We start from the raw sequence: 18,378 nt of genomic DNA, 5'->3' as shown, positions 1-18,378 counted from the left end.
ACCGGAACTTTGTTTTTGCAGCACTGCGCAATCTGGGATTAAAATTGTACTTGTCACTATTGGACTTGCTAAAATCGCCCATCTTTGGATAATGCGCTCTCTTTAGGTGGTTTGCCGGTAAAGCAGCCATAAGTGCCTGAATAAATGTCTTTAAAACTGACAGAAATACCATGATAAATAACGTAATTTCGCCGGAATTTGATGAAAATGGCAGGGCGTTGCGCCGTGTTAGGAGTTTTGTTCGTCGTCAAGGCCGGTTAACTAATCGTCAGCAACAAGCACTTGATGATCTCTGGCCAAAAATGGGTGTTGAATATCAGGCGGAAAAGCTAGATATGAAGGCACTTTTTGGGCGTGAAGCCCCCATTGTGCTGGAAATTGGCTTTGGCATGGGAGCATCACTTGTCACTATGGCAAGCCAGAATCCCGAGAAAAACTTTCTTGGAATTGAAGTTCATGCACCTGGAGTCGGTGCTTGTCTGGCTTCCGCTGAAGATGAAAATATCGGTAACTTGCGGGTGATGTGCCATGATGCGATTGAGGTGCTGGAAAACATGATCCCGGATAATAGTTTGGAAATGGTACAGCTTTTCTTTCCGGATCCGTGGCATAAAGCACGTCATAATAAACGCAGGATTGTACAGCCACCATTTGTGGAACTGATAAAAAGCAAGTTGAAAGCGGGGGGCGTATTCCATATGGCGACTGACTGGCAGCCATATGCTGAACATATGTTGGAAGTGATGAATGGCGTAGATAATTACCTTAATTTGTCTGAAAATGGTGATTATGTGCCGCGTCCATCTTCACGCCCGATAACGAAATTTGAATTGCGCGGTCAGCGGTTGGGGCATGGCGTATGGGACATAATGTTTAAGAGGATTAAGTAATGGCTAAAAACCGCAGTCGTCGTTTGCGTAAAAAGATGCATATTGATGAATTTAAAGAGTTGGGTTTTTCTGTTAAGTGGAATTTCCCATCTAATACACCTGTAGATGTTATCGATAGCACTGTTGATGCATTTATTGATGAGTTGATTGAATCCAATGGCTTAGCATTGGATGCCAGCGGTTATCTGAATTGGGAAGGCTTAATCTGTTTGCAAAAAATTGGTATGTGTACAGAAGAACACCGCCAATTGGTTGAAAAATGGCTGAAAGATCGCGGTATGGAAGATGTTATGACCTCTGAATTGTTTGATGTTTGGTGGGATTGATTAATCTATACCCTATGGATTTCAAGATGCATCACGATGGCTAGGGAGCGAATCCCCGGGAACATAGCGAACTATGTGACCGGAGTGAGCGAGCGCAGCCAACAAAGAGGCAACTTGAAAGATAACGGGTATATCGCTATAAAATAGCTTGCGTGAATCACAACAGGGGCCCTGGTGATTAATTAGCGCCCCTGTCTGGAGTAAAGTCAGTGAGTACAACGTTCTCTAATACGTTATTGTCGGATATTTTGCGACAAGTTCGTCCCCTGATTGGTCAAGGGAAAGTGGCAAATTATATTCCTGCACTGGCGGAAGTTCCTGCTGATAACTTGGCAATAGCTATCTGTACCATCGATGGGCAGATATTTCATGCAGGAGATGCTGAGAAGCGTTTTTCGATTCAATCTATTTCTAAAATATTAAGTCTGACTTTAGCTATGACACGTTATCAGGAACAAGAGATCTGGCAGCGAGTCGGGCAGGAACCTTCTGGTCAGCCATTTAACTCATTAGTTCAGTTGGAACTGGAAAAAGGCAAACCTCGTAACCCTTTTATTAACGCGGGTGCATTAATTGTATGTGACATGTTGCAGTCGCGATTGAGTGCACCTAAACAGCGTATGCTGGAAGTGGTGCGCAAACTTGCTGGTTGTCCTGATATTTGTTACGACAGCAAAGTTGCCCGTTCTGAAATGGAACATTCTTACCGCAATGCAGCGATTGCCTATCTGATGAAATCCTTCGGTAATTTCGATAACGATGTGCTCGCGGTACTGCAAACTTATTTTCATTATTGCGCTTTGAAAATGAACTGTATTGAGCTTGCTAAATGTTTCATTTATTTGGCGAATCAGGGGAGTACGATAGGTTCTGAGCAGCAAATCCTTAGTCCTCGTCAGGCCCGGCAGATTAATGCACTGATGATGACCTGTGGTATGTATGATGGTTCTGGTGAATTTGCATTTAGGATTGGTATGCCAGGAAAATCGGGTGTTGGTGGTGGGATCGTGTGTGTCGTGCCGGGAGAGTTTACAGTTACTGTTTGGTCACCGGAATTGGATCGATCGGGGAACTCTTTGGCCGGTTGTGCTGCTCTAGAATTGTTAGCCGATCGTGTTGGGCGATCCGTTTTTTAACTCTCAGGTGATTTTCTTAGGAGAAAACATGTTACGCAAAATTATCATCGCTGCATCTTTGCTATTTGTTGCTCAGACTCAGGCAGGCTATGAATGCCAGGTAAATCCACAGAATGACATTATTATTACTTCTCAATCAGTTCAAGTTGTGGGGGCAAGTGGCAATCTCCAGATTTCACCTGATGGTTCAGTAATTCGTGATGGTAAGAACTTAAGTTTAAATACAGAACAGCGTCAGAAAGCGCAACGTTATCAGCAGGCTTTGCGGCAGGATTTGCCTTGGATTAAACAAGAAACCGGAAGGCACCTGATAACGGCCCGTAAATCCTTGGATAAAGTCGTAGTAGAGACTATCGGTAAGGATAGCAATGTGCGTAATCGGTTGTCTGATCTTGAGTCAGGGCTTAATCAGCAAATAAATCGAATTATTGAAACTCGCTCTGATGGTATGGCATTCCACCATCAAGCGATTAAGCAGGTTGAAAAAGATAGCCGTAGCTTAATCGAGCAAAGTCTTGGTGGGGTGTTACAGGACAGTATAAATGAGATCGGCAATAAACAATTTAGCCTGAATGGTGATAATAATCAGGCATTACAATCGCTGCTTGGTAGCTTGGGTGGATTGCAGAATAATTTGAAAGCTGAATGGCGAGTTCAGGAAGAAGATTTCCAGCATTTTGGCAAAGAGGTTTGTGGTAAGGTCAGTGGCCTTGAACAACAAAGAATTGAATTACTGAATTCTATTAAATAATTGCTAATAATTACAAATAAGAATCAATTTGAAATTGATTCTTATTTAGATTGACATATTTTTTTCGCTACCTAGAATGCAAATGTTTACTAAATATCCTTTCTTGGAGTGCGATATATGAAAAAGATAATCCCTGTCGTTCTGGTATCGTTATTTGCTGTTGCAAGTTATTCCGCATTTAGTCAGAAATCTGCTGTAGTTACACCAAATGCTGTTACAGCTCAGGCTGATGATAAGGTTATAGTTAAGCACCTTTCCGGTGAAACTGAGGTCAAAAAGAATCCTCAGAAAGTTGTTTTATTTGATTTCGGTATTTATGATTCACTAGTTAAATTAGGTTTATCAGATAGGGTTGTTGCATTACCTACTGGTAATACGCCTGAATATCTCCGTAATAGCTTACCTAAAGGGGTAGAAAATGCGGGGGGTATGAAAGAGCCAAATCTGGAAAAACTGGCGCAACTTAAACCTGATTTAATCGTTATTAGCGGGCGTCAAACTCCTTTCTATGAAAAGCTGTCAAAAATAGCACCGACAATTAATTTGGGAATTGATAGCAAAAATTATCTGGTTTCAGTTGAAAGTAACATAACGTTATTAGGTGAGTTGTTTAGTAAACAGAGTGAAGTAAAAGAGCAGATTGTTGAGCTGGAAAAAACCATTGCTAAAGCTCAGGATAAAGCTAAATCTTCTGGTGCAAAAGTTTTAGTATTACTTCATAACGCAGGTAAATTAGTGCTGAACAGCCAGAGCGTAGTGTATGACGTGGTTAAGGCGCAGAAAGCAGAATTATCTATTCCTGCTGGTGAAGATAAAAACAAATTCGTTGTAGTGACTTCTGATATGATTGCTCAAGCCAATCCAGATGTGATTTTAATTATTGACCGCAGTGAAGCAATTGGTGCTGGTAAGCTAGATAAAGCGAAGTTTGAAGATGATAAAGTGAAATCCACTTCAGCGTACAAGAATGGCAAAATTACTTATCTGAAGTCTGATCTGTGGTATTTGTCTGGCGGTGGTTTGGAGAGTCTGTCAGCACAAGTTAATGCGGTGGCTGATGCCCTTTAATCAGGTCATGCGCCATTTTGAATTTGAACAGTGATTGAAGTTCCACAATGGATTGTTTTAGGTTTGGTCTGACAGTTATCGGTTTTTTATGCTAGTAACTGTCAGGTTTGGTCTGAGCTATACCTTATGGATTTCAAGGTGGATCGCGACGGCAAGGGAGCGAATCCCTGGGAGCATAGATAACTATGTGACCGGGGTGAGTGAGTGCAGCCAACAAAGAGGCAACTTGAAAGATAACGGGTATATGAATAATTAGCTTATTATGCGTATTTCCAGCGTTAATAACTAAAAATATAGAAAAGTTTTCTATTCGGAATAATGCTTTTTTTATTCATAAAATATAATATTAATGTGTCATGATATAAGTATGAAAACTAATTTCGTTATTAATAAATATATTTATATCATATGTAAGTAAGCTGAGAAATTATTTATATTGGTCATTTTTAAATAACCTAAATTGATCTAAATATTTTTCCAGATGATAATTTGCTTTCTGTGAAAAAACAATTATTTTAAAATATTAATAGTGATTTACATATTGAATTTACAAGGTGAAATTATTATTTATTTTATATTTGAATGTCTGATTTATTCGAGTTTATAATATGGAGAATGATATTTATATTGAAAGGAACTTATAATAAATAATAAGTTCCTTGATAATTAAATGAGATTACAGATAAACGCTTTATGAACAAGTATTAACTGCGTCTACAGAGTCAAGTACCAATCTGGCTATAGCAGGACCAGCCAGTGCTATTTCTGCAATAAATGCAGCTCCACCTGTAGCAAACCATATAGTTAATTGTGCTATTGCAGTTATTCCGGTAATAACCCAGTCGTACCAATGCATTGACTCCTTTAAGCAATTAGTTATTCCAGAAATGCCTATATCATCCTTAACTGAAGAAATTAATGACCAGGTATTCTGTGATTTATCAGTAATAGAATCCGAATTCTTAAGGTCATGAACTATAGTCAATAACTCATGTATAGCATCATGACCTAATTTTTTCAATAATATCTGTGTGGCTGATTCTCTTTCGGATTCATGTATGCCCATGAATTTAAATGCAAGTTTAAAAGCACCTGCGACAACTGAGCCAATTGCAAGAGTGCATGGAGATACACCTGCGTACTCTATTAATTTTAATCTTCCATCAGTGTTAGTTGGAGCTGAATTATTAAAATGCAATCTCTTGTAAGCATCATTTACAACCATGTCAAAGCTAATATTTTCTTTTTGATGATCGGAAAGTTGATCATAAAAATCTTGATAATACGGAGTTAGTTCTGTGGCGAGGTCTTCTTTGGACAAGGTATATAACATTTCTTTATTTTCAATATTCATTTTTTACCCCAATCAAAGTGAAATTAAAAATGATTTTTTAATGGCTCGTGCTATCAATAGAAATACAACCAAGCACAAATTAAATATAGTCGTATTTGAGATAATTTAAATGATATTATTGTGTCGTAATTCACATATGTTAAAAATTAATTTTGTGTAGAGAGTGGTTTTATTTGATTTTAATTAATACTCTTATTGATGGTCGATATTAACTATTATCCACATGGATAAATATATTTTTAGGGTAGGTGGATTAATAAATTTTTATATTATTGTTTTTATATTATATTTGTTGATTTATTTTTCTATATATTGAGTTTTATCATTGAAAATTAAATTGTGGATTATTATTTCAATATTAATGCTGTGGATAATTTGTAACTTAGATATTATTTAAATTTGGGGGTGTAATCATTCCTCAGAAAGGAACCCGACACTGGACAATCAGTCACTACCGTCTAATGGAGCCCCCTCTGAAGTTCAGCGGGGGAAATGTATTATGAATAGAAACGAAACCAATGGAGGTATCAATTTTATGCAAAGATAATCTTTGTGGAGTTGAATTTTTCGAAGGCGATTTTTGTGTTAAAGAAATAGTTCCAATAATGAATTTAGGAATAGTTTACCTTTCTGTGTAATTTGCCAGTGTGTTGCTGTTTCAGAGAGATAACCTGCTGCTAAGGCTTGCTCAATTTGAAAACGGATTGAAGCCTCAGGTAACCCAGTGAAATCACTGAAATCTTGTTTGGGCATCATTTCCAATAAACGGAATCGGTTCATAAAAAATTCAAATGGCCGATCTTCATTTTCTACTTGATTCTGTTTATCCAGATAGCGTCCTTGCATATATCCACGGGGATGTTTGGTTTTCACTGTGCGCAGAATACGGCCATCTTCAAATGTGATTTTTCCATGAGCGCCACAGCCAATACCAAGGTAATCCCCAAAACGCCAGTAGTTGAGATTGTGCTGGCATTGATAGCCTGGCTTGGCATAAGCAGAAGTTTCATATTGCTGATAACCTGCCGCTGTCAGCAATTGGTGACCTTGTGAAAAGATATCCCATAAAGCGTCATCGTCGGGCAGAACGGGAGGACGAGAACCAAAGCTGGTATTAGGCTCAATAGTCAACTGATACCATGAAAGATGCGGTGGTGATAATGCAATTGCCTGACGTAAATCATTCAGCGCTTCATCAAGACTTTGGTTCGGCAAACCATGCATCAAATCTAGATTAAAACTGCGTAGCTCCAGACTGGCGGCTAAACGTGCTGCCCGTTTGGCTTCATCCGGCCCGTGAATACGGCCAAGACGTACTAGTTTATCCGGGCTGAAACTCTGCACGCCAATGGATATTCGGTTAATACCCGCTTGCTGGTAACCGCTGAAACGGTCGGCTTCCACAGTACCCGGATTGGCTTCCATCGTAATTTCAGCTTGTGGCGATACCGGTAGGAGAGCACGAACGCCATCCAGCAATTGTTGCATTGCCTGTGAGCTAAGCAGGCTGGGGGTTCCACCACCAATAAAGATAGTGGTAATTTCCCGTCCGTTGACCATTGGCAGATCCGTTTTCAGATCTGCTAATAAATGGTCAACATATTCCTGATGCGGAACATCACCTTTCAATGCATGAGAGTTGAAATCACAGTAAGGACACTTTTGTACACACCATGGAATATGGATGTAAAGACTCAGTGGTGGAAGTTTAAGCATTACGTAGTGTATCCAACATCATCTTTAGTGCCTGACCACGATGCGAAACGGCATTTTTTTGTTCACCCGTTAATTCAGCGGCAGTACAGCCTAATTTTGGTATGTAGAAGATGGGATCATAACCAAACCCACCATTACCGGCAGGTTGACGTGCGATAACTCCCGGCCAGCGACCATGAAATACCAGAGGCGTTGGATCTTCTGCATGGAGTATATAGACCAGCACACAGTTAAACTGAGCTTGACGTTGATCGTCAGGAATATCTTTCATCGTATCCAGCAATTTTTCCAAATTTTGCTGGTCAGTGGCATTTTCACCTGCATAGCGGGCTGAATAGATACCCGGAGCGCCGCCAAGGATGTCTACGGATAGACCAGAATCATCAGCAATTGCGGGCAGGCCGGTAACTTGTGCGGCGTGGCGGGCTTTAAGAATGGCATTTTCAATAAATGTCAGCCCGGTCTCTTCGGCTGAATTTACGCCTAACTCAGTTTGAGCAACAATATCCAGACCAAAATCAGCCAGTAATTGTGCCAGTTCACGAACTTTTCCGGGGTTACCGGTTGCCAGAACAACTTTTTGCATTATTTTGAATCCAATTTAATTCTTATTTACTGTATTAGCCATGAAAGAACATCAGCACGGAGATAATTCAGTGCGTAGAGGATCAAAATGACGATCATTGCTGAAAAATCAAGGCCGCCCATTGTTGGCATAATGCGGCGGATAGGTGCCATCAATGGCTCTGTTAGTTGCATCAGAACATAGTCAATCGGATTGCGCCCTTGGCTTATCCAGCTGAGTAGAGCACGTGCCAGTACCAACCAGAATACCAGTTTACCTGCTGCTGTCAGCAATTCAATTAACCCGATAGGGATGAAAAGTGTGAGGAAAGCAACCGCACCGGTACTGAACCAAAGTTGCATGATCAATTTAAACAATACCAGAACGTAAGCGACAACAATGGAGGCAGTATCGAGAGAACCAATAGACGGTATAACTCGGCGTAATGGCCGAACGATCGGTTGGGTCATTTTCACAATAAATTGGGCAAATGGATTATAAAAATCACAACGAGCCCATTGCATCCATACACGAAGTAATAAAACAGCGATGTATAAATCCAGAACTGTGAACAGAATAAAGGTTAAAAATTGCATTTAGCAGCCTTGATAAAATTAAAATTGTTTTTCCATTTCCTGTGCCCGGCGAATAGCCGCCTGCATAGCGTTGGATATGGTTTCCGGCAATTTGCCTTCATAAAAAATACGTAATGCTTCCGCAGTAGTACCGCCTTTAGATGTTACCTGTTCACGCAGGGTTGCAAAAGGGAGATCTACATTTGATGCGGCCAGTGCCGCAGAACCTATTGCCGTTTGCAAAACAATTTCACGGGCTGTTTGGCTATCAAAACCTAAACGTTCTGCTTCCTGTTGCATTGATTCCATAAATAGGAAGAAATAAGCGGGTGCACTGCCTGCTACGGCGATAACGTCATTGATGCCATTTTCATCTTTTACCCAGTAGGTTTTACCCACACTGTTCATTAATGCTTGAGTGAAATCACGGTCAGACTGGCTGACTTGCTCCGATGCGAATAATCCGCTCACCCCTTGACCAATTAATGCCGGCGTGTTTGGCATGATACGAACAATACTGAGTTTGCCTTGTAATAAAGCACCAAAACGTGCAACGGAAATACCTGAGGCGATAGACAGAACCAGTTTGTTACTGAAATCTACGTTTTCTTTTAGAGGCTGGCAGACATCTGCCATCACTTGCGGTTTTACTGCCAAAACAACAGCGTCGGCTTCTTGTGTGTAGCGAATATTGTCACTATCACTGTTAATACCATACTCTTTTGCTAGTGCATCACGGTGAGTATCACTTGGTGCGCAGACATTAATCAACTCAGCAGGATATCCTCCTTTTACTAATCCGGCTATGATGGCGTGAGCCATATTACCTGCACCAATAAAGGTAATTTTACGTTTTTCCATTAAATACCTCGTAGCGTTGAAATGGTTAATTGTGATATTGACGTGCACCGAAAATGGCTGTTCCAATTCGTACTAATGTGGAACCACAATTAATAGCGGCAGCCATATCATCAGTCATCCCCATTGAGAGAGTATCTATTTGAGGATATTTCGTTTTCAGGTTAAGGAAGGCTTGTTCCATTTTCCTGAAAACCACCAATTGACGTTCATAGTCAGGTTCTGGTGCCGGGATTGCCATTAAACCACGGAGCCTCACATTCGGCAGTTTGTTCACTTCGGCTGCCAGCGTTGATAGTTCATCAAGTTGAATACCTGATTTGCTCCGTTCATCACTGATATTTATTTGAATAAGAATATTCAGCGGTTCCATTCCCTCCGGACGTTGTTCGTTCAGGCGTTGTGCTATTTTTAAGCGGTCAATGGTATGGCACCAGTTAAAATTTTCTGCCACCAAACGGCTTTTATTAGCCTGTAACGGACCGATAAAGTGCCATATCAAATCATTACAATTTGCAAAATAAGCAATTTTTTCTACACCTTCCTGCACATAATTTTCACCAAACTGGCGTTGCCCGGCAGCGATTGCTTTTTCGATATCTTCCACAGGTTTGGTTTTACTGACTGCAAGCAAGGTAATTTCTTCTGGAACGCGTTCGCATTTCTGTGCGGCAATGGCTATGTGGGTCCTGACATCTTGTAAATTTTGTTCAATATTGTTCATGGTGACTCAGGAGATTAAAAAATGAATATGGATAAGCTAGTGGCCCTTAGTGTAAAGCATAATGCTTCAGATCTGCATCTTTGTATTGGGCAAGTTCCTGTATTACGTATAAATGGAGTGCTTTGTCCGCAAACTCAACTGCCATCTGTAAATAATCTATTGCTGGAAGAGTGGAGTAGGCAGTTTTTATCAGAAAATCAGCGACAACAGCTATTAACGAGTGGACATGTGGATTTTGCGTTGGAAACAGAAAATGGCCAACGATTGAGAGGCAATATCTTTCGTCAGCACTCCGGGTTGTCAGCCGTTTTGCGTTTAATTCACTCTCAGTGTTCAACTCTAGAACAGCTAAAAGCGCCTGAAATTATCCGTGAAATGGTTTTGCGGGAAGAGAGTGGATTGATCCTGGTAACCGGTGCTACAGGCAGTGGGAAGTCGACAACGTTAACAGCCATTGTGGATATGCTGAATAGCCACTGTTGTCAGCACATTATTACATTGGAAGATCCCGTGGAATTTATCCACTATAGTCGCAATTGTCTGATACAACAGCGGCAAATTGGATTGAATTCTCCTAGTTATCAGGAAGCGTTAAAAGGGGCTCTCCGGCAAGATCCTGATGTATTGCTGTTGGGTGAGTTGCGGGATAAGGAGACAATACGCTTGGCGTTAACCGCGGCAGAGACTGGGCATTTGGTATTGTCGACTTTGCATACCAGAGGTGCTGTACAGGCAATTGACCGGCTGGTGGATATTTTCTCCGCTGAAGAAAAAGGGTGGGTACGTAGCCAGCTAGCAGGCAGCCTGAAAGCTGTGATAGCACAACAATTAGTCTCTGCCCAAGGTGGGGGACGAGTTGCTGTATATGAAGTATTGGTAGTTAATCAGGCAGTGAGCCATCTGATACGAGAAGGAAAAAATCATCAAATAACGACGCTTATGCAGACGGGCGCTGCCAGCGGGATGCAAACCTATGAGCAAGGCTGGCAGCAGCGTAAATTACAGGGATTACTGGCAGAGCAAACGGAGAGGAAGATCAAAAAGAACGCTATCAATTAACCGCGAATGACGGTTATACGGTTGCTGTTAATTGATCGCTGTTACTGTTAGTTAATTGCTATTAATAGCGCTGTTCAAACCAGCTTTCCAGAATAATAACAGCGGAAGTAGCATCTACTTTGCTTTTATTTAAGGCTTTATAACCACCTTGGTCGAACAGATGAGCACGGGCTTCAACCGTTGTCAGGCGTTCATCTTGGAGTTGAACTTGTACACCAAACCGGCCATGCAGCCGGTTTGCAAATTTACGTGCTTGCATTGTAACTAATTGCTCAGTGCCATCCATATTGAGGGGAAGACCAACGATAACCAGATCTGGTTGCCACTCTTTAAGTAATTTTTCGATTTGCCCCCAATTGGGGATACCATCTGTGGCTTTAAATGAGGTTAATGCTCTGGCGGTGCCCGTGATTTCTTGTCCAATGGCTGCGCCGATGCTGCGGGTGCCAAAATCGAAGGCCATTATTGTACGGTTATTCATCTATGCATGTCCCGCCTGTGGGGCAATATTATAGATATTGATTCCGAGTAAAGATGCGGCTTCACGCCAGCGGTCCGCAATGGGTGAGTTGAAAATAATGTGTGGATCAGCGTTTGTTGTTAACCAGCTATTCTCCATTATCTCTTTTTCAAGTTGACCCTTTTCCCAACTGGCATACCCCAACGTGACCAATATCTGTTTTGGTTGGCGTGGTGTACCCAAGGTTTCAAGGACATCTTTGGAGGTGGTGATCATTGTGTCATCGGAAATTTTGATACTTGAATTGAAACCTGGTTTTGGTGTGTGCAATATAAAACCATGATCTTCAGCAAGTGGGCCACCAGTCATAACAGGCTTGTTTAGATTGATACTTTCATCCCGATCTTCTGGTGATATTTTCAGCTTTTGTAAAACTTTCCGAACGGAGATTTGCTCAATAGGTTTATTTATCACCAATCCCATTGCCCCATTTTCATTGTGTTCACATATGTAAACAACTGAGCGTTTGAAATAGGGATCAGATAATGAAGGCATGGCGATAAGAAAATGGTGCTGTAGATTCATTTTTTTTCTAGTAATTAACCTGGCTATGTAAGGATTATTTAGCCCAACAGTATGTGGGCTAAAAGTATAAATGACAAACCTTGACAGGCAAATTCGTAAAAAGAATTTTTTATTTCTCTAATCGTTCTTCAATTGCATTCATTAACATGCCAATGATTGAAATATCAGGGAAAGCGGCTTCTATCTCGCGTGCACAGGTTGGACTGGTGACATTAATTTCAGTCAGTTTGTCACCAATGATGTCCAAACCAACAAAGATTAACCCTTTTTCTTGCAAAGTTGGAGCAACAGCTCTGGCGATAGCCCAGTCACTTTCTGAAAGCGGGCGAGCTTCACCACGGCCACCCGCAGCAAGATTACCACGGGTTTCTCCTTGGGCAGGGATACGAGCCAGGCAATAAGGAACGGGTTCGCCATTGATAATTAATACTCGTTTATCACCTTCTTTTATGGCCGGTAAGAAATTCTGCGCCATGCAGAAGCGATTGCCATGTTCCGTTAGGGTTTCAATAATAACACCAACGTTTGGGTCATCTTTTTTCAGGCGGAATATCGATGCACCGCCCATACCATCTAGTGGTTTAAAGATGACATCACCATGTTTCTGGTGGAATTCACGTAAGTGAGCGGCATTGCGAGTCACTAATGTATCTGGTGTTAAATCAGGGAACCAGGCTGTGAAGAGTTTTTCGTTACAATCGCGTAGGCTTTGTGGTTTATTGACAATGAGAGTGCCTTTCTCTTCCGCGCGTTCCAAAATATAAGTGGCGTAAATGTATTCGGTATCAAATGGTGGATCTTTGCGCATCAGGATGACATCCAATGTTTCCAGTGCCAGATCTTGTTCTCTATCGAATTGATACCATTGTTGTGGATGGTTTTCTACCTGCAATAAGCGGGTACGTGCGCGGGCTTCCCCTTGGTGCAGATAGAGATCACTCATCTCCATATAATGGAGTTCCCAGCCGCGACGTTGTACTTCTAATAGCATGGCAAAACTGGTGTCTTTCTTGATGTTGATGGATGAAATGGGGTCCATCACTATGCCGAGTTTGATCATTCTTTCTCCTTAACCCAAATCGCCGAAACGCACTTGTAATGCAGTAATTGCGGTGAGCGCTGTCGTTTCTGTTCTCAGTACCCGTGGTCCTAATAGGATATCAGTAAATTGGTAATTAGCTGTCATAGCAATTTCATCTATCGATAATCCACCTTCCGGGCCGATCAGTAAACGCACTTTTTCTACAGGTAAAGGCAGGGTATTGATGCTTTGGCTGGCTCGTGGATGTAGATTTAATTTTAAACTGCCATCATTTTCTGCACACCAGTGCTCAAGTTGCATCACTGGGCGAATTTCAGGTACACGGTTACGACAGCATTGCTCACAGGCAGCAATAGCAATTTTCTGCCACTGCTGAAGTTTTTTAGCCAGCCGTTCTCCATCCAGCTTTACACCACAGCGTTCAGAAATTAAAGGCGTAATAACATTTACCCCTAATTCTACAGATTTTTGAATGGTGAATTCCATTTTCTCACCGCGGGATATGACTTGCCCCAGATGGAGATTAAGTGGTGATTCATTATCGGCGAGTTCGCTATTGCTGATATGTACTTTGACAGATTTTTTGCTAGCTTCGGTAATCTGAGCGTTGAAGATCTGATTGCTACCATCAAACAGTTGTAACTGTTGGCCATGACTCATTCTGAGTACCCGCCCAACATGGTTAGCCGCCTCATCACTCAGATAAATTTCAGTATTCGATGAGAGTAATTCCGGGTGATATACGCGGGGTATACGCATGTTTTTCTTTCCTTCCTGCGGGGTATAGCTATACATAAAGCAATAAATAATGGAGGGTATGATAAGGGAGGCTTAATCCAATTATCAAGCTATCTCGATGCAGATTGTTATCTCTGAATAAATGTTGCGAGTCTGCTCGCATATTTATATCTTATTTGACTGTTTTATATTTATTTTGTTGTTTTAAAGTAGTGGTGTTTATTATTATATTTTTATGCCAAAATATAGTGATTATTTTTTACTGCTTGGTGAAAACATTCATTGTATAATTAAGTTGGAGGTGTTTTATTAAGTGGATTTTAATATTAAAATTGTTGTTTTAGCTATTCTTGTTGGAATAGTGTCCGGAATAACCTTGAGTAAAGTGATATGTGTATTTATTAAAATTATTTATGGATGTAAAAAAATAGATTTTGGTTATTTTCAGGTTGAATTAATGACGCTGTTTATAACAGCTTTTTTTATGATTTATTTTCCATTGAATTTTCATTTGTATGTTGTTTTGATATTTGTTTGGGTGTTAATTATATTGTCTTTTATTGATATAAAAATTAAGTTATTGCCAGACGTAATAAATTATCCACTTTTATGGTTAGGGTTATTATTGAATTTGAATCAAACTTTTGTGCCTATTGAACAAGCTGTAACAGGTGCGATTGCTGGTTATTTGATTTTGTGGTCTCTCTATTGGTTATTTAGAGTAATTTGTCATAAAGAAGGGTTAGGATATGGTGATTTTAAGTTAATGGCAGCGGTTAGTGCCTGGTTGGGGATTGGTGCAATTCCTTTATTAATGCTCTTATCCTCACTGTTTGGTCTTATTGGGTACTTTTGGATGTGGAGAATACGAGAAAATTACCCAGAGTCTGTTGCTTTTGGTCCATATATAGCCATTTCTGCGGTCATAATGATCTATATGCACTTATTGGGAATCAATGGGGTATCGTGAATGGCGCCCGATAGCTGAAAATGTATGGGCGCCAGTAGTTAAAACTGTGGGATTAAAACTGATGGTGAATCAGCGCATCTTGCCAACGTTTAGGTTGTCCCAAGTATTTATCAAGAGAAATAATAGATAGCTCATTTCTGTTATTTTCTAAAATAAACGTAGGGAAGCCTGAGCCGCTAACGATTGCCAATAGTTCACGGCTTTTCCTAATGTGTTGGAGACTTTCTGATTCATTATTCAGTGTCAGCTGTTGCTGGAACAGCTCTGAATCAAGTTGCAATTCATTTGCCAAATTCAATAACGTTTCAGTTTCGCTGATTTTTAATCCACGAACATAATGCGCTTTTTGTACTGCCAGTAACATTTCGATACCTTTATCAGCCAACTTTTCTGCTGCAAGGATGGCTGATATTGGTGGTAATGAATCCATAATCAGTGATTTATCGTTTAACAGTGCGACATATTGCTCACTGAAAGTTTGCCCAGTAAGGCTTGCGATCCGTTTATCCTGACTAAGGACATAATCACGCCATGTGCTGTCTATTTGGCGTCTGTTATCTCCTATCAGCATTCCGCCGCCATGCAATTCAATTTTTACATTTGCGACCTCTTTTGCTGCTTGTATTAGAGAAGAAACGCCATAACACCAGCCACATAGTGGATCATAGATATAGTGCAGAGTCATTCTGGGCATATTACTTATTCCTGCAAAAGGGTTAATTCACTTATTGGGGCCACTTCATTTCGCCTTTCAGCACCTTGGCGCTTAGTTCGAGGCTGGATTTGTCTCCAAGTTTTGGATAATGCTTTTCCATTGCGGCGATTAGCGCTTTTGAGTCTTTCGCTTTTGCTAGCTCTTTTTCAAAAGTAGTCAGATATCTTTGCGTAAACTTGACTGATTCCAATGTCATTGGTGTGTTGCCAATGAAATGTCCCGGAACCACAATTGTCGGTTTTAGCTCTTTTATGCGATCTAATGTCTGCATCCAGTTTTTACGAGACTCTTTAGTCTGTGTATCTGCCATCCAGACATGGATGTTGCTTGAAACAGTGACACCGCCTACTACCGCTTTTAACTTTGGTATCCAAATAAAAGTACGGTCAGCCGCAGGGCCATCAAGACCTTCGACGATTAACTTCTCACCGTCAACTGTAAAAGTGTTACCTTCCAACGGTTGCGGCACGATGACTTTTTTGGGTGCCTGTTCTTTCAGAACACCTCCCCAATAGGCCAGTTTGCCATCTTTGGTCTTTTTGATTTCTTTAATGGTTTCTGGTGATGCAATGACTTTTGCGTTAGGGAACGCTTTGGTCAGTACATCAAGGCCAAAATAGAAATCAGGATCAGACTGACTGATATAGATGGTTGTCAGTTTTTTGCCGGTATACTTAATTCTTCTGGCCAGTGCTTCAGCGTCATTTTTTTGGAACTGAGCATCGATCAGTACAACTTCTCTATCACCGATGATGAGTTCAGAAGAGACGGGAAATACGCTTCTTTCACCTGGATTGAAAACATCCAGTTTTAGGTTAACGGCTTGTGCCAGAGAAATGGTACCTAAGGAAAGGATACCTGCCAGCGCAATATTTAGTGTTGTTTTGCGAGTCATAATTGAATTCCTGATGTTGTGTGTAACGAGGTTCATAATAAGTTGCGTTTTTCGATGAAAAAACCGCATAATTGGCAATTATTTGTTGCATAAATCGAGCTAATTGATGGATAGAGTTACTGCTGCGCAAGTGTTCACTATAATTGTAGAACAAGGCAGCATGATTGCTGCATCAGAACGGTTAGATATGTCGCGAGCAATGGTATCCCGATATCTGGCTGAAATGGAAAAATGGGCGGGAGTACGTCTGTTACATCGTACAACGAGAAAGATCAGCCTGACATCGGCAGGAGAGATCGCTTATCAGCGTAGTCGTAAATTATTGCAATTGGCGCAAGAGATACCTGTTGATCACCCAGTAGCAGCACAGGAGTTGAGTGGTCTTTTGCGGATAAGCAGTTCTCAATCTCTGGCGGTGAGCGCATTGTCTGTGGCGATTCCTGAGTTTATGCGGATTTATCCTCAGATAGCTATTGATATGCAAATGAGCAATAAGGCAATAAATTTGGTCGAGGAGCGGATAGATTTAGCGTTACGCATCACGAATAATCTGGAACCGAATTTGATCGCCAGACCGTTATCGACATGTCATTCTGTGGTTTGTGCTGCTCCTTCCTATTTGATGGGGAAAATTCTCCCGCAAAAGCCTGCTGATTTAGCCTTGCATAACTGTATGACTTATAATTTCTTTGGCAAAAGTCTTTGGTTATTTGAACGTCAAGGGGAAAAATATTCTGTTCCTGTTAGCGGTACTTTGAGTGCTAATGAATCGATGGTGTTAATGGAAGCAACATTGCAAGGTGTGGGAATCGCCATGCAACCCTATTATTCTGTTGCTTCGCATTTGGCGTCAGGAAAATTGACTCAGTTGTTGCCAGAATATCGGCCTCAGGCTATGGGAATTTATGGTATTTATGCCAGCCGTCAAAATATGCCAGCAACGCTGAGGGCATTACTGGATTTTCTGGTTCAATGGTTTGCTTCTTCTCCGTACTGGCAAGCACTAATGCTGAAAAGCTGACTTTAGTTTTTGAGGAAACAGGGCAATTTGTGTTTTTAGGTGTTCAATAAAAGTATCGACTGGGGCAGAAGAAGGGCGGTGAATGGGTTTTATCAGGCTGACAGTAAAAGGAATGTTAATACTAAATGGGCGAGCGCATATTTCAGATTTACCGTGGCTGTCCAGATAATCGAGTACAGTCAGTGGGTTGACAATAGAAACACCAATGCCTTCGCGCACCATTGCACATACCGATGCAGCACTGTGAGTTTCCATAATCATGCGGCGGCGAATATGGTGTTCTGCGAATATTCCATCAATGAGCTGCCGGTAGCTATCCGTTATCGAAAGGCTGATAAAGTTTTGTTCGCTGAAATCTTCGGGAGTTAATAACGGCTTATGACTGAGAGGATGAGCGGCGGGCAATACGCAAATTTCATTCAGTGTGATCAGTGTTTCTCTCTGTGTACCTGGTGGTGTCTGCAAATGTTCTGTCAAACCCAGATCATGGCGTTGAGCTGAAAGCCACTCTTCCAGTAGCGGTGATTCCTGTGGAATGATGGTTAAATTAGTATCAGGGTATTGACGGGTGAAGTGGTGGCAAACTTTTGGTAACAGTGATTGAGAAAATACCGGCAGGCAGGCGATGGAAAGCTGAGCATGTTGGAATTTACGTATATTGTTAGCTGCATTCATTATTCTTTCGAGTCCATAATAGGAGCGCTGAACTTCTTCAAAAAGGCGCAATCCTTGTGCTGTTGGATGAAGGCGACCTTTTACTCGATCAAATAGTTTGAATTTTATTAGGTGCTCGAATCGTGCTAATTCACGACTGACGGTTGGTTGTGATGTTTGTAATAAAATAGCCGCTTCTGTCAGGTTTTTTGTCGTCATTACCGCATGGAAGATTTCAATATGGCGCCATGAACAAGAAGACATAAATTGTTCCTT

21 protein-coding genes are annotated in these 18,378 nt (G+C 41.1%); 8 read left to right on the top strand and 13 right to left on the bottom strand.

From position 1 onward, the window contains the following. The first annotated feature begins 170 nt into the window (after positions 1 to 170). The 5 genes from trmB to AACQ83_RS16790 all read left to right on the top strand — a co-directional run bounded on the left by trmB (position 171) and on the right by AACQ83_RS16790 (position 4,171). Positions 171 to 890, top strand: coding sequence for a tRNA (guanosine(46)-N7)-methyltransferase TrmB (gene trmB, locus AACQ83_RS16810; RefSeq protein WP_112878758.1), 720 nt, complete (start codon positions 171 to 173; stop codon positions 888 to 890). After that, positions 890 to 1,216, top strand: a complete 327-nt coding sequence (locus AACQ83_RS16805; protein WP_112878757.1) for a YggL family protein — start codon at positions 890 to 892, stop codon at positions 1,214 to 1,216. The genes trmB and AACQ83_RS16805 overlap by 1 nt, the downstream gene beginning before the upstream one ends. 209 nt (positions 1,217 to 1,425) lie before the next feature. After that, a complete protein-coding gene (gene glsB / locus AACQ83_RS16800; RefSeq protein WP_112878755.1) occupies positions 1,426 to 2,352 on the top strand; it encodes a glutaminase B in 927 nt (308 codons plus the stop codon). A gap of 28 nt (positions 2,353 to 2,380) precedes the next feature. Continuing rightward, on the top strand, positions 2,381 to 3,103 hold the full coding sequence (locus AACQ83_RS16795; RefSeq protein WP_112878754.1) for a YggN family protein: 723 nt from the start codon (positions 2,381 to 2,383) through the stop codon (positions 3,101 to 3,103). Between the two features lie 117 nt (positions 3,104 to 3,220). Continuing rightward, positions 3,221 to 4,171, top strand: coding sequence for a siderophore ABC transporter substrate-binding protein (locus AACQ83_RS16790; protein ID WP_112878753.1), 951 nt, complete (start codon positions 3,221 to 3,223; stop codon positions 4,169 to 4,171). Between the two features lie 691 nt (positions 4,172 to 4,862). On the opposite strand, the gene AACQ83_RS16785 is transcribed toward AACQ83_RS16790, so the two are convergent. The 6 genes from AACQ83_RS16785 to AACQ83_RS16760 form a co-directional block, all read right to left on the bottom strand. Beyond that, positions 4,863 to 5,525 (bottom strand): hypothetical protein, encoded by a 663-nt coding sequence (locus AACQ83_RS16785; RefSeq protein ID WP_112878752.1) that lies wholly within the window; start codon positions 5,523 to 5,525, stop codon positions 4,863 to 4,865. 585 nt (positions 5,526 to 6,110) lie between these two features. Then, positions 6,111 to 7,241 carry a radical SAM family heme chaperone HemW gene (hemW, locus tag AACQ83_RS16780; protein WP_112878751.1) on the bottom strand — a complete coding sequence of 377 codons (1,131 nt, stop codon included), beginning with the start codon at positions 7,239 to 7,241 and terminating at the stop codon, positions 6,111 to 6,113. Continuing rightward, on the bottom strand, positions 7,234 to 7,827 hold the full coding sequence (locus AACQ83_RS16775; protein ID WP_112878750.1) for an XTP/dITP diphosphatase: 594 nt from the start codon (positions 7,825 to 7,827) through the stop codon (positions 7,234 to 7,236). Before AACQ83_RS16775 ends, hemW begins: the two co-directional genes overlap by 8 nt. Positions 7,828 to 7,853: 26 nt before the next feature. Then, complete coding sequence (locus tag AACQ83_RS16770; RefSeq protein ID WP_112878749.1) at positions 7,854 to 8,402, bottom strand: YggT family protein; 549 nt, start codon at positions 8,400 to 8,402, stop codon at positions 7,854 to 7,856. 18 nt (positions 8,403 to 8,420) lie between these two features. Then, a complete protein-coding gene (gene proC, locus AACQ83_RS16765; protein ID WP_112878748.1) occupies positions 8,421 to 9,242 on the bottom strand; it encodes a pyrroline-5-carboxylate reductase in 822 nt (273 codons plus the stop codon). A 25-nt stretch (positions 9,243 to 9,267) separates the two neighbouring features. Next, positions 9,268 to 9,963, bottom strand: coding sequence for a YggS family pyridoxal phosphate-dependent enzyme (locus tag AACQ83_RS16760; RefSeq protein WP_112878747.1), 696 nt, complete (start codon positions 9,961 to 9,963; stop codon positions 9,268 to 9,270). A gap of 21 nt (positions 9,964 to 9,984) precedes the next feature. Here AACQ83_RS16760 and AACQ83_RS16755 point away from each other — a divergent pair, with 21 nt between their 5' ends. Continuing rightward, the gene (locus tag AACQ83_RS16755; protein ID WP_112878746.1) at positions 9,985 to 11,022 is read left to right on the top strand and encodes a type IV pilus twitching motility protein PilT; all 1,038 of its coding nucleotides are present in this window, start codon (positions 9,985 to 9,987) and stop codon (positions 11,020 to 11,022) included. A gap of 61 nt (positions 11,023 to 11,083) precedes the next feature. Here the strand turns inward: AACQ83_RS16755 and ruvX are convergent, their stop codons facing one another. The 4 genes from ruvX to rsmE all read right to left on the bottom strand — a co-directional run bounded on the left by ruvX (position 11,084) and on the right by rsmE (position 13,868). Beyond that, positions 11,084 to 11,503 (bottom strand): Holliday junction resolvase RuvX, encoded by a 420-nt coding sequence (gene ruvX / locus AACQ83_RS16750; protein WP_112878745.1) that lies wholly within the window; start codon positions 11,501 to 11,503, stop codon positions 11,084 to 11,086. Next, positions 11,504 to 12,067 carry a YqgE/AlgH family protein gene (locus AACQ83_RS16745; RefSeq protein WP_112878744.1) on the bottom strand — a complete coding sequence of 188 codons (564 nt, stop codon included), beginning with the start codon at positions 12,065 to 12,067 and terminating at the stop codon, positions 11,504 to 11,506. It lies immediately after the preceding gene. A 109-nt stretch (positions 12,068 to 12,176) separates the two neighbouring features. After that, the gene (gshB, locus tag AACQ83_RS16740) at positions 12,177 to 13,127 is read right to left on the bottom strand and encodes a glutathione synthase (protein ID WP_112878743.1); all 951 of its coding nucleotides are present in this window, start codon (positions 13,125 to 13,127) and stop codon (positions 12,177 to 12,179) included. A 9-nt stretch (positions 13,128 to 13,136) separates the two neighbouring features. Beyond that, positions 13,137 to 13,868: a 16S rRNA (uracil(1498)-N(3))-methyltransferase gene (gene rsmE, locus AACQ83_RS16735; protein WP_011145512.1), complete on the bottom strand. Its 732-nt coding sequence runs from the start codon at positions 13,866 to 13,868 to the stop codon at positions 13,137 to 13,139. 292 nt (positions 13,869 to 14,160) lie between these two features. On the opposite strand from rsmE, the gene AACQ83_RS16730 reads away from it, so the two are divergent. Beyond that, positions 14,161 to 14,817 (top strand): prepilin peptidase, encoded by a 657-nt coding sequence (locus AACQ83_RS16730; RefSeq protein ID WP_112878742.1) that lies wholly within the window; start codon positions 14,161 to 14,163, stop codon positions 14,815 to 14,817. A gap of 52 nt (positions 14,818 to 14,869) precedes the next feature. Here the strand turns inward: AACQ83_RS16730 and AACQ83_RS16725 are convergent, their stop codons facing one another. Both AACQ83_RS16725 and AACQ83_RS16720 read right to left on the bottom strand, forming a co-directional pair. Beyond that, positions 14,870 to 15,511, bottom strand: coding sequence for a DsbA family protein (locus AACQ83_RS16725; RefSeq protein WP_112878741.1), 642 nt, complete (start codon positions 15,509 to 15,511; stop codon positions 14,870 to 14,872). Positions 15,512 to 15,542: 31 nt separating this feature from the next. Beyond that, positions 15,543 to 16,427 (bottom strand): MBL fold metallo-hydrolase, encoded by an 885-nt coding sequence (locus tag AACQ83_RS16720; protein ID WP_112878740.1) that lies wholly within the window; start codon positions 16,425 to 16,427, stop codon positions 15,543 to 15,545. Between the two features lie 106 nt (positions 16,428 to 16,533). On the opposite strand from AACQ83_RS16720, the gene AACQ83_RS16715 reads away from it, so the two are divergent. Further along, positions 16,534 to 17,448: a LysR family transcriptional regulator gene (locus AACQ83_RS16715; protein WP_112878739.1), complete on the top strand. Its 915-nt coding sequence runs from the start codon at positions 16,534 to 16,536 to the stop codon at positions 17,446 to 17,448. Here the strand turns inward: AACQ83_RS16715 and AACQ83_RS16710 are convergent. Further along, positions 17,431 to 18,366 (bottom strand): LysR family transcriptional regulator, encoded by a 936-nt coding sequence (locus AACQ83_RS16710; protein WP_112878738.1) that lies wholly within the window; start codon positions 18,364 to 18,366, stop codon positions 17,431 to 17,433. The genes AACQ83_RS16715 and AACQ83_RS16710 overlap by 18 nt on opposite strands. Positions 18,367 to 18,378 lie beyond the last annotated feature (12 nt).

Source organism: Photorhabdus sp. S10-54 (assembly GCF_963878145.1).
Lineage (GTDB): Bacteria > Pseudomonadota > Gammaproteobacteria > Enterobacterales > Enterobacteriaceae > Photorhabdus > Photorhabdus kayaii.
Note: the sequence above shows the minus strand (reverse complement) of the source record. Positions and strands in the feature narration are given on the sequence as shown.

Bases quoted from the DNA above. Each gene is read 5' to 3' on its own strand.
- AACQ83_RS16745 (WP_112878744.1), bottom strand. From the start codon at position 12,067: ATGAATCTACAGCACCATTTTCTTATCGCCATGCCTTCATTATCTGAT.
- AACQ83_RS16785 (WP_112878752.1), bottom strand. From the start codon at position 5,525: ATGAATATTGAAAATAAAGAAATGTTATATACCTTGTCCAAAGAAGAC.
- gshB (WP_112878743.1), bottom strand. From the start codon at position 13,127: ATGATCAAACTCGGCATAGTGATGGACCCCATTTCATCCATCAACATC.
- AACQ83_RS16775 (WP_112878750.1), bottom strand. From the start codon at position 7,827: ATGCAAAAAGTTGTTCTGGCAACCGGTAACCCCGGAAAAGTTCGTGAA.
- AACQ83_RS16795 (WP_112878754.1), top strand. From the start codon at position 2,381: ATGTTACGCAAAATTATCATCGCTGCATCTTTGCTATTTGTTGCTCAG.
- AACQ83_RS16805 (WP_112878757.1), top strand. From the start codon at position 890: ATGGCTAAAAACCGCAGTCGTCGTTTGCGTAAAAAGATGCATATTGAT.
- AACQ83_RS16770 (WP_112878749.1), bottom strand. From the start codon at position 8,402: ATGCAATTTTTAACCTTTATTCTGTTCACAGTTCTGGATTTATACATC.
- AACQ83_RS16720 (WP_112878740.1), bottom strand. From the start codon at position 16,427: ATGACTCGCAAAACAACACTAAATATTGCGCTGGCAGGTATCCTTTCC.
- rsmE (WP_011145512.1), bottom strand. From the start codon at position 13,868: ATGCGTATACCCCGCGTATATCACCCGGAATTACTCTCATCGAATACT.
- AACQ83_RS16710 (WP_112878738.1), bottom strand. From the start codon at position 18,366: ATGTCTTCTTGTTCATGGCGCCATATTGAAATCTTCCATGCGGTAATG.
- AACQ83_RS16725 (WP_112878741.1), bottom strand. From the start codon at position 15,511: ATGCCCAGAATGACTCTGCACTATATCTATGATCCACTATGTGGCTGG.
- AACQ83_RS16715 (WP_112878739.1), top strand. From the start codon at position 16,534: ATGGATAGAGTTACTGCTGCGCAAGTGTTCACTATAATTGTAGAACAA.
- AACQ83_RS16755 (WP_112878746.1), top strand. From the start codon at position 9,985: ATGAATATGGATAAGCTAGTGGCCCTTAGTGTAAAGCATAATGCTTCA.
- AACQ83_RS16760 (WP_112878747.1), bottom strand. From the start codon at position 9,963: ATGAACAATATTGAACAAAATTTACAAGATGTCAGGACCCACATAGCC.
- AACQ83_RS16790 (WP_112878753.1), top strand. From the start codon at position 3,221: ATGAAAAAGATAATCCCTGTCGTTCTGGTATCGTTATTTGCTGTTGCA.
- trmB (WP_112878758.1), top strand. From the start codon at position 171: ATGATAAATAACGTAATTTCGCCGGAATTTGATGAAAATGGCAGGGCG.
- hemW (WP_112878751.1), bottom strand. From the start codon at position 7,241: ATGCTTAAACTTCCACCACTGAGTCTTTACATCCATATTCCATGGTGT.
- ruvX (WP_112878745.1), bottom strand. From the start codon at position 11,503: ATGAATAACCGTACAATAATGGCCTTCGATTTTGGCACCCGCAGCATC.
- proC (WP_112878748.1), bottom strand. From the start codon at position 9,242: ATGGAAAAACGTAAAATTACCTTTATTGGTGCAGGTAATATGGCTCAC.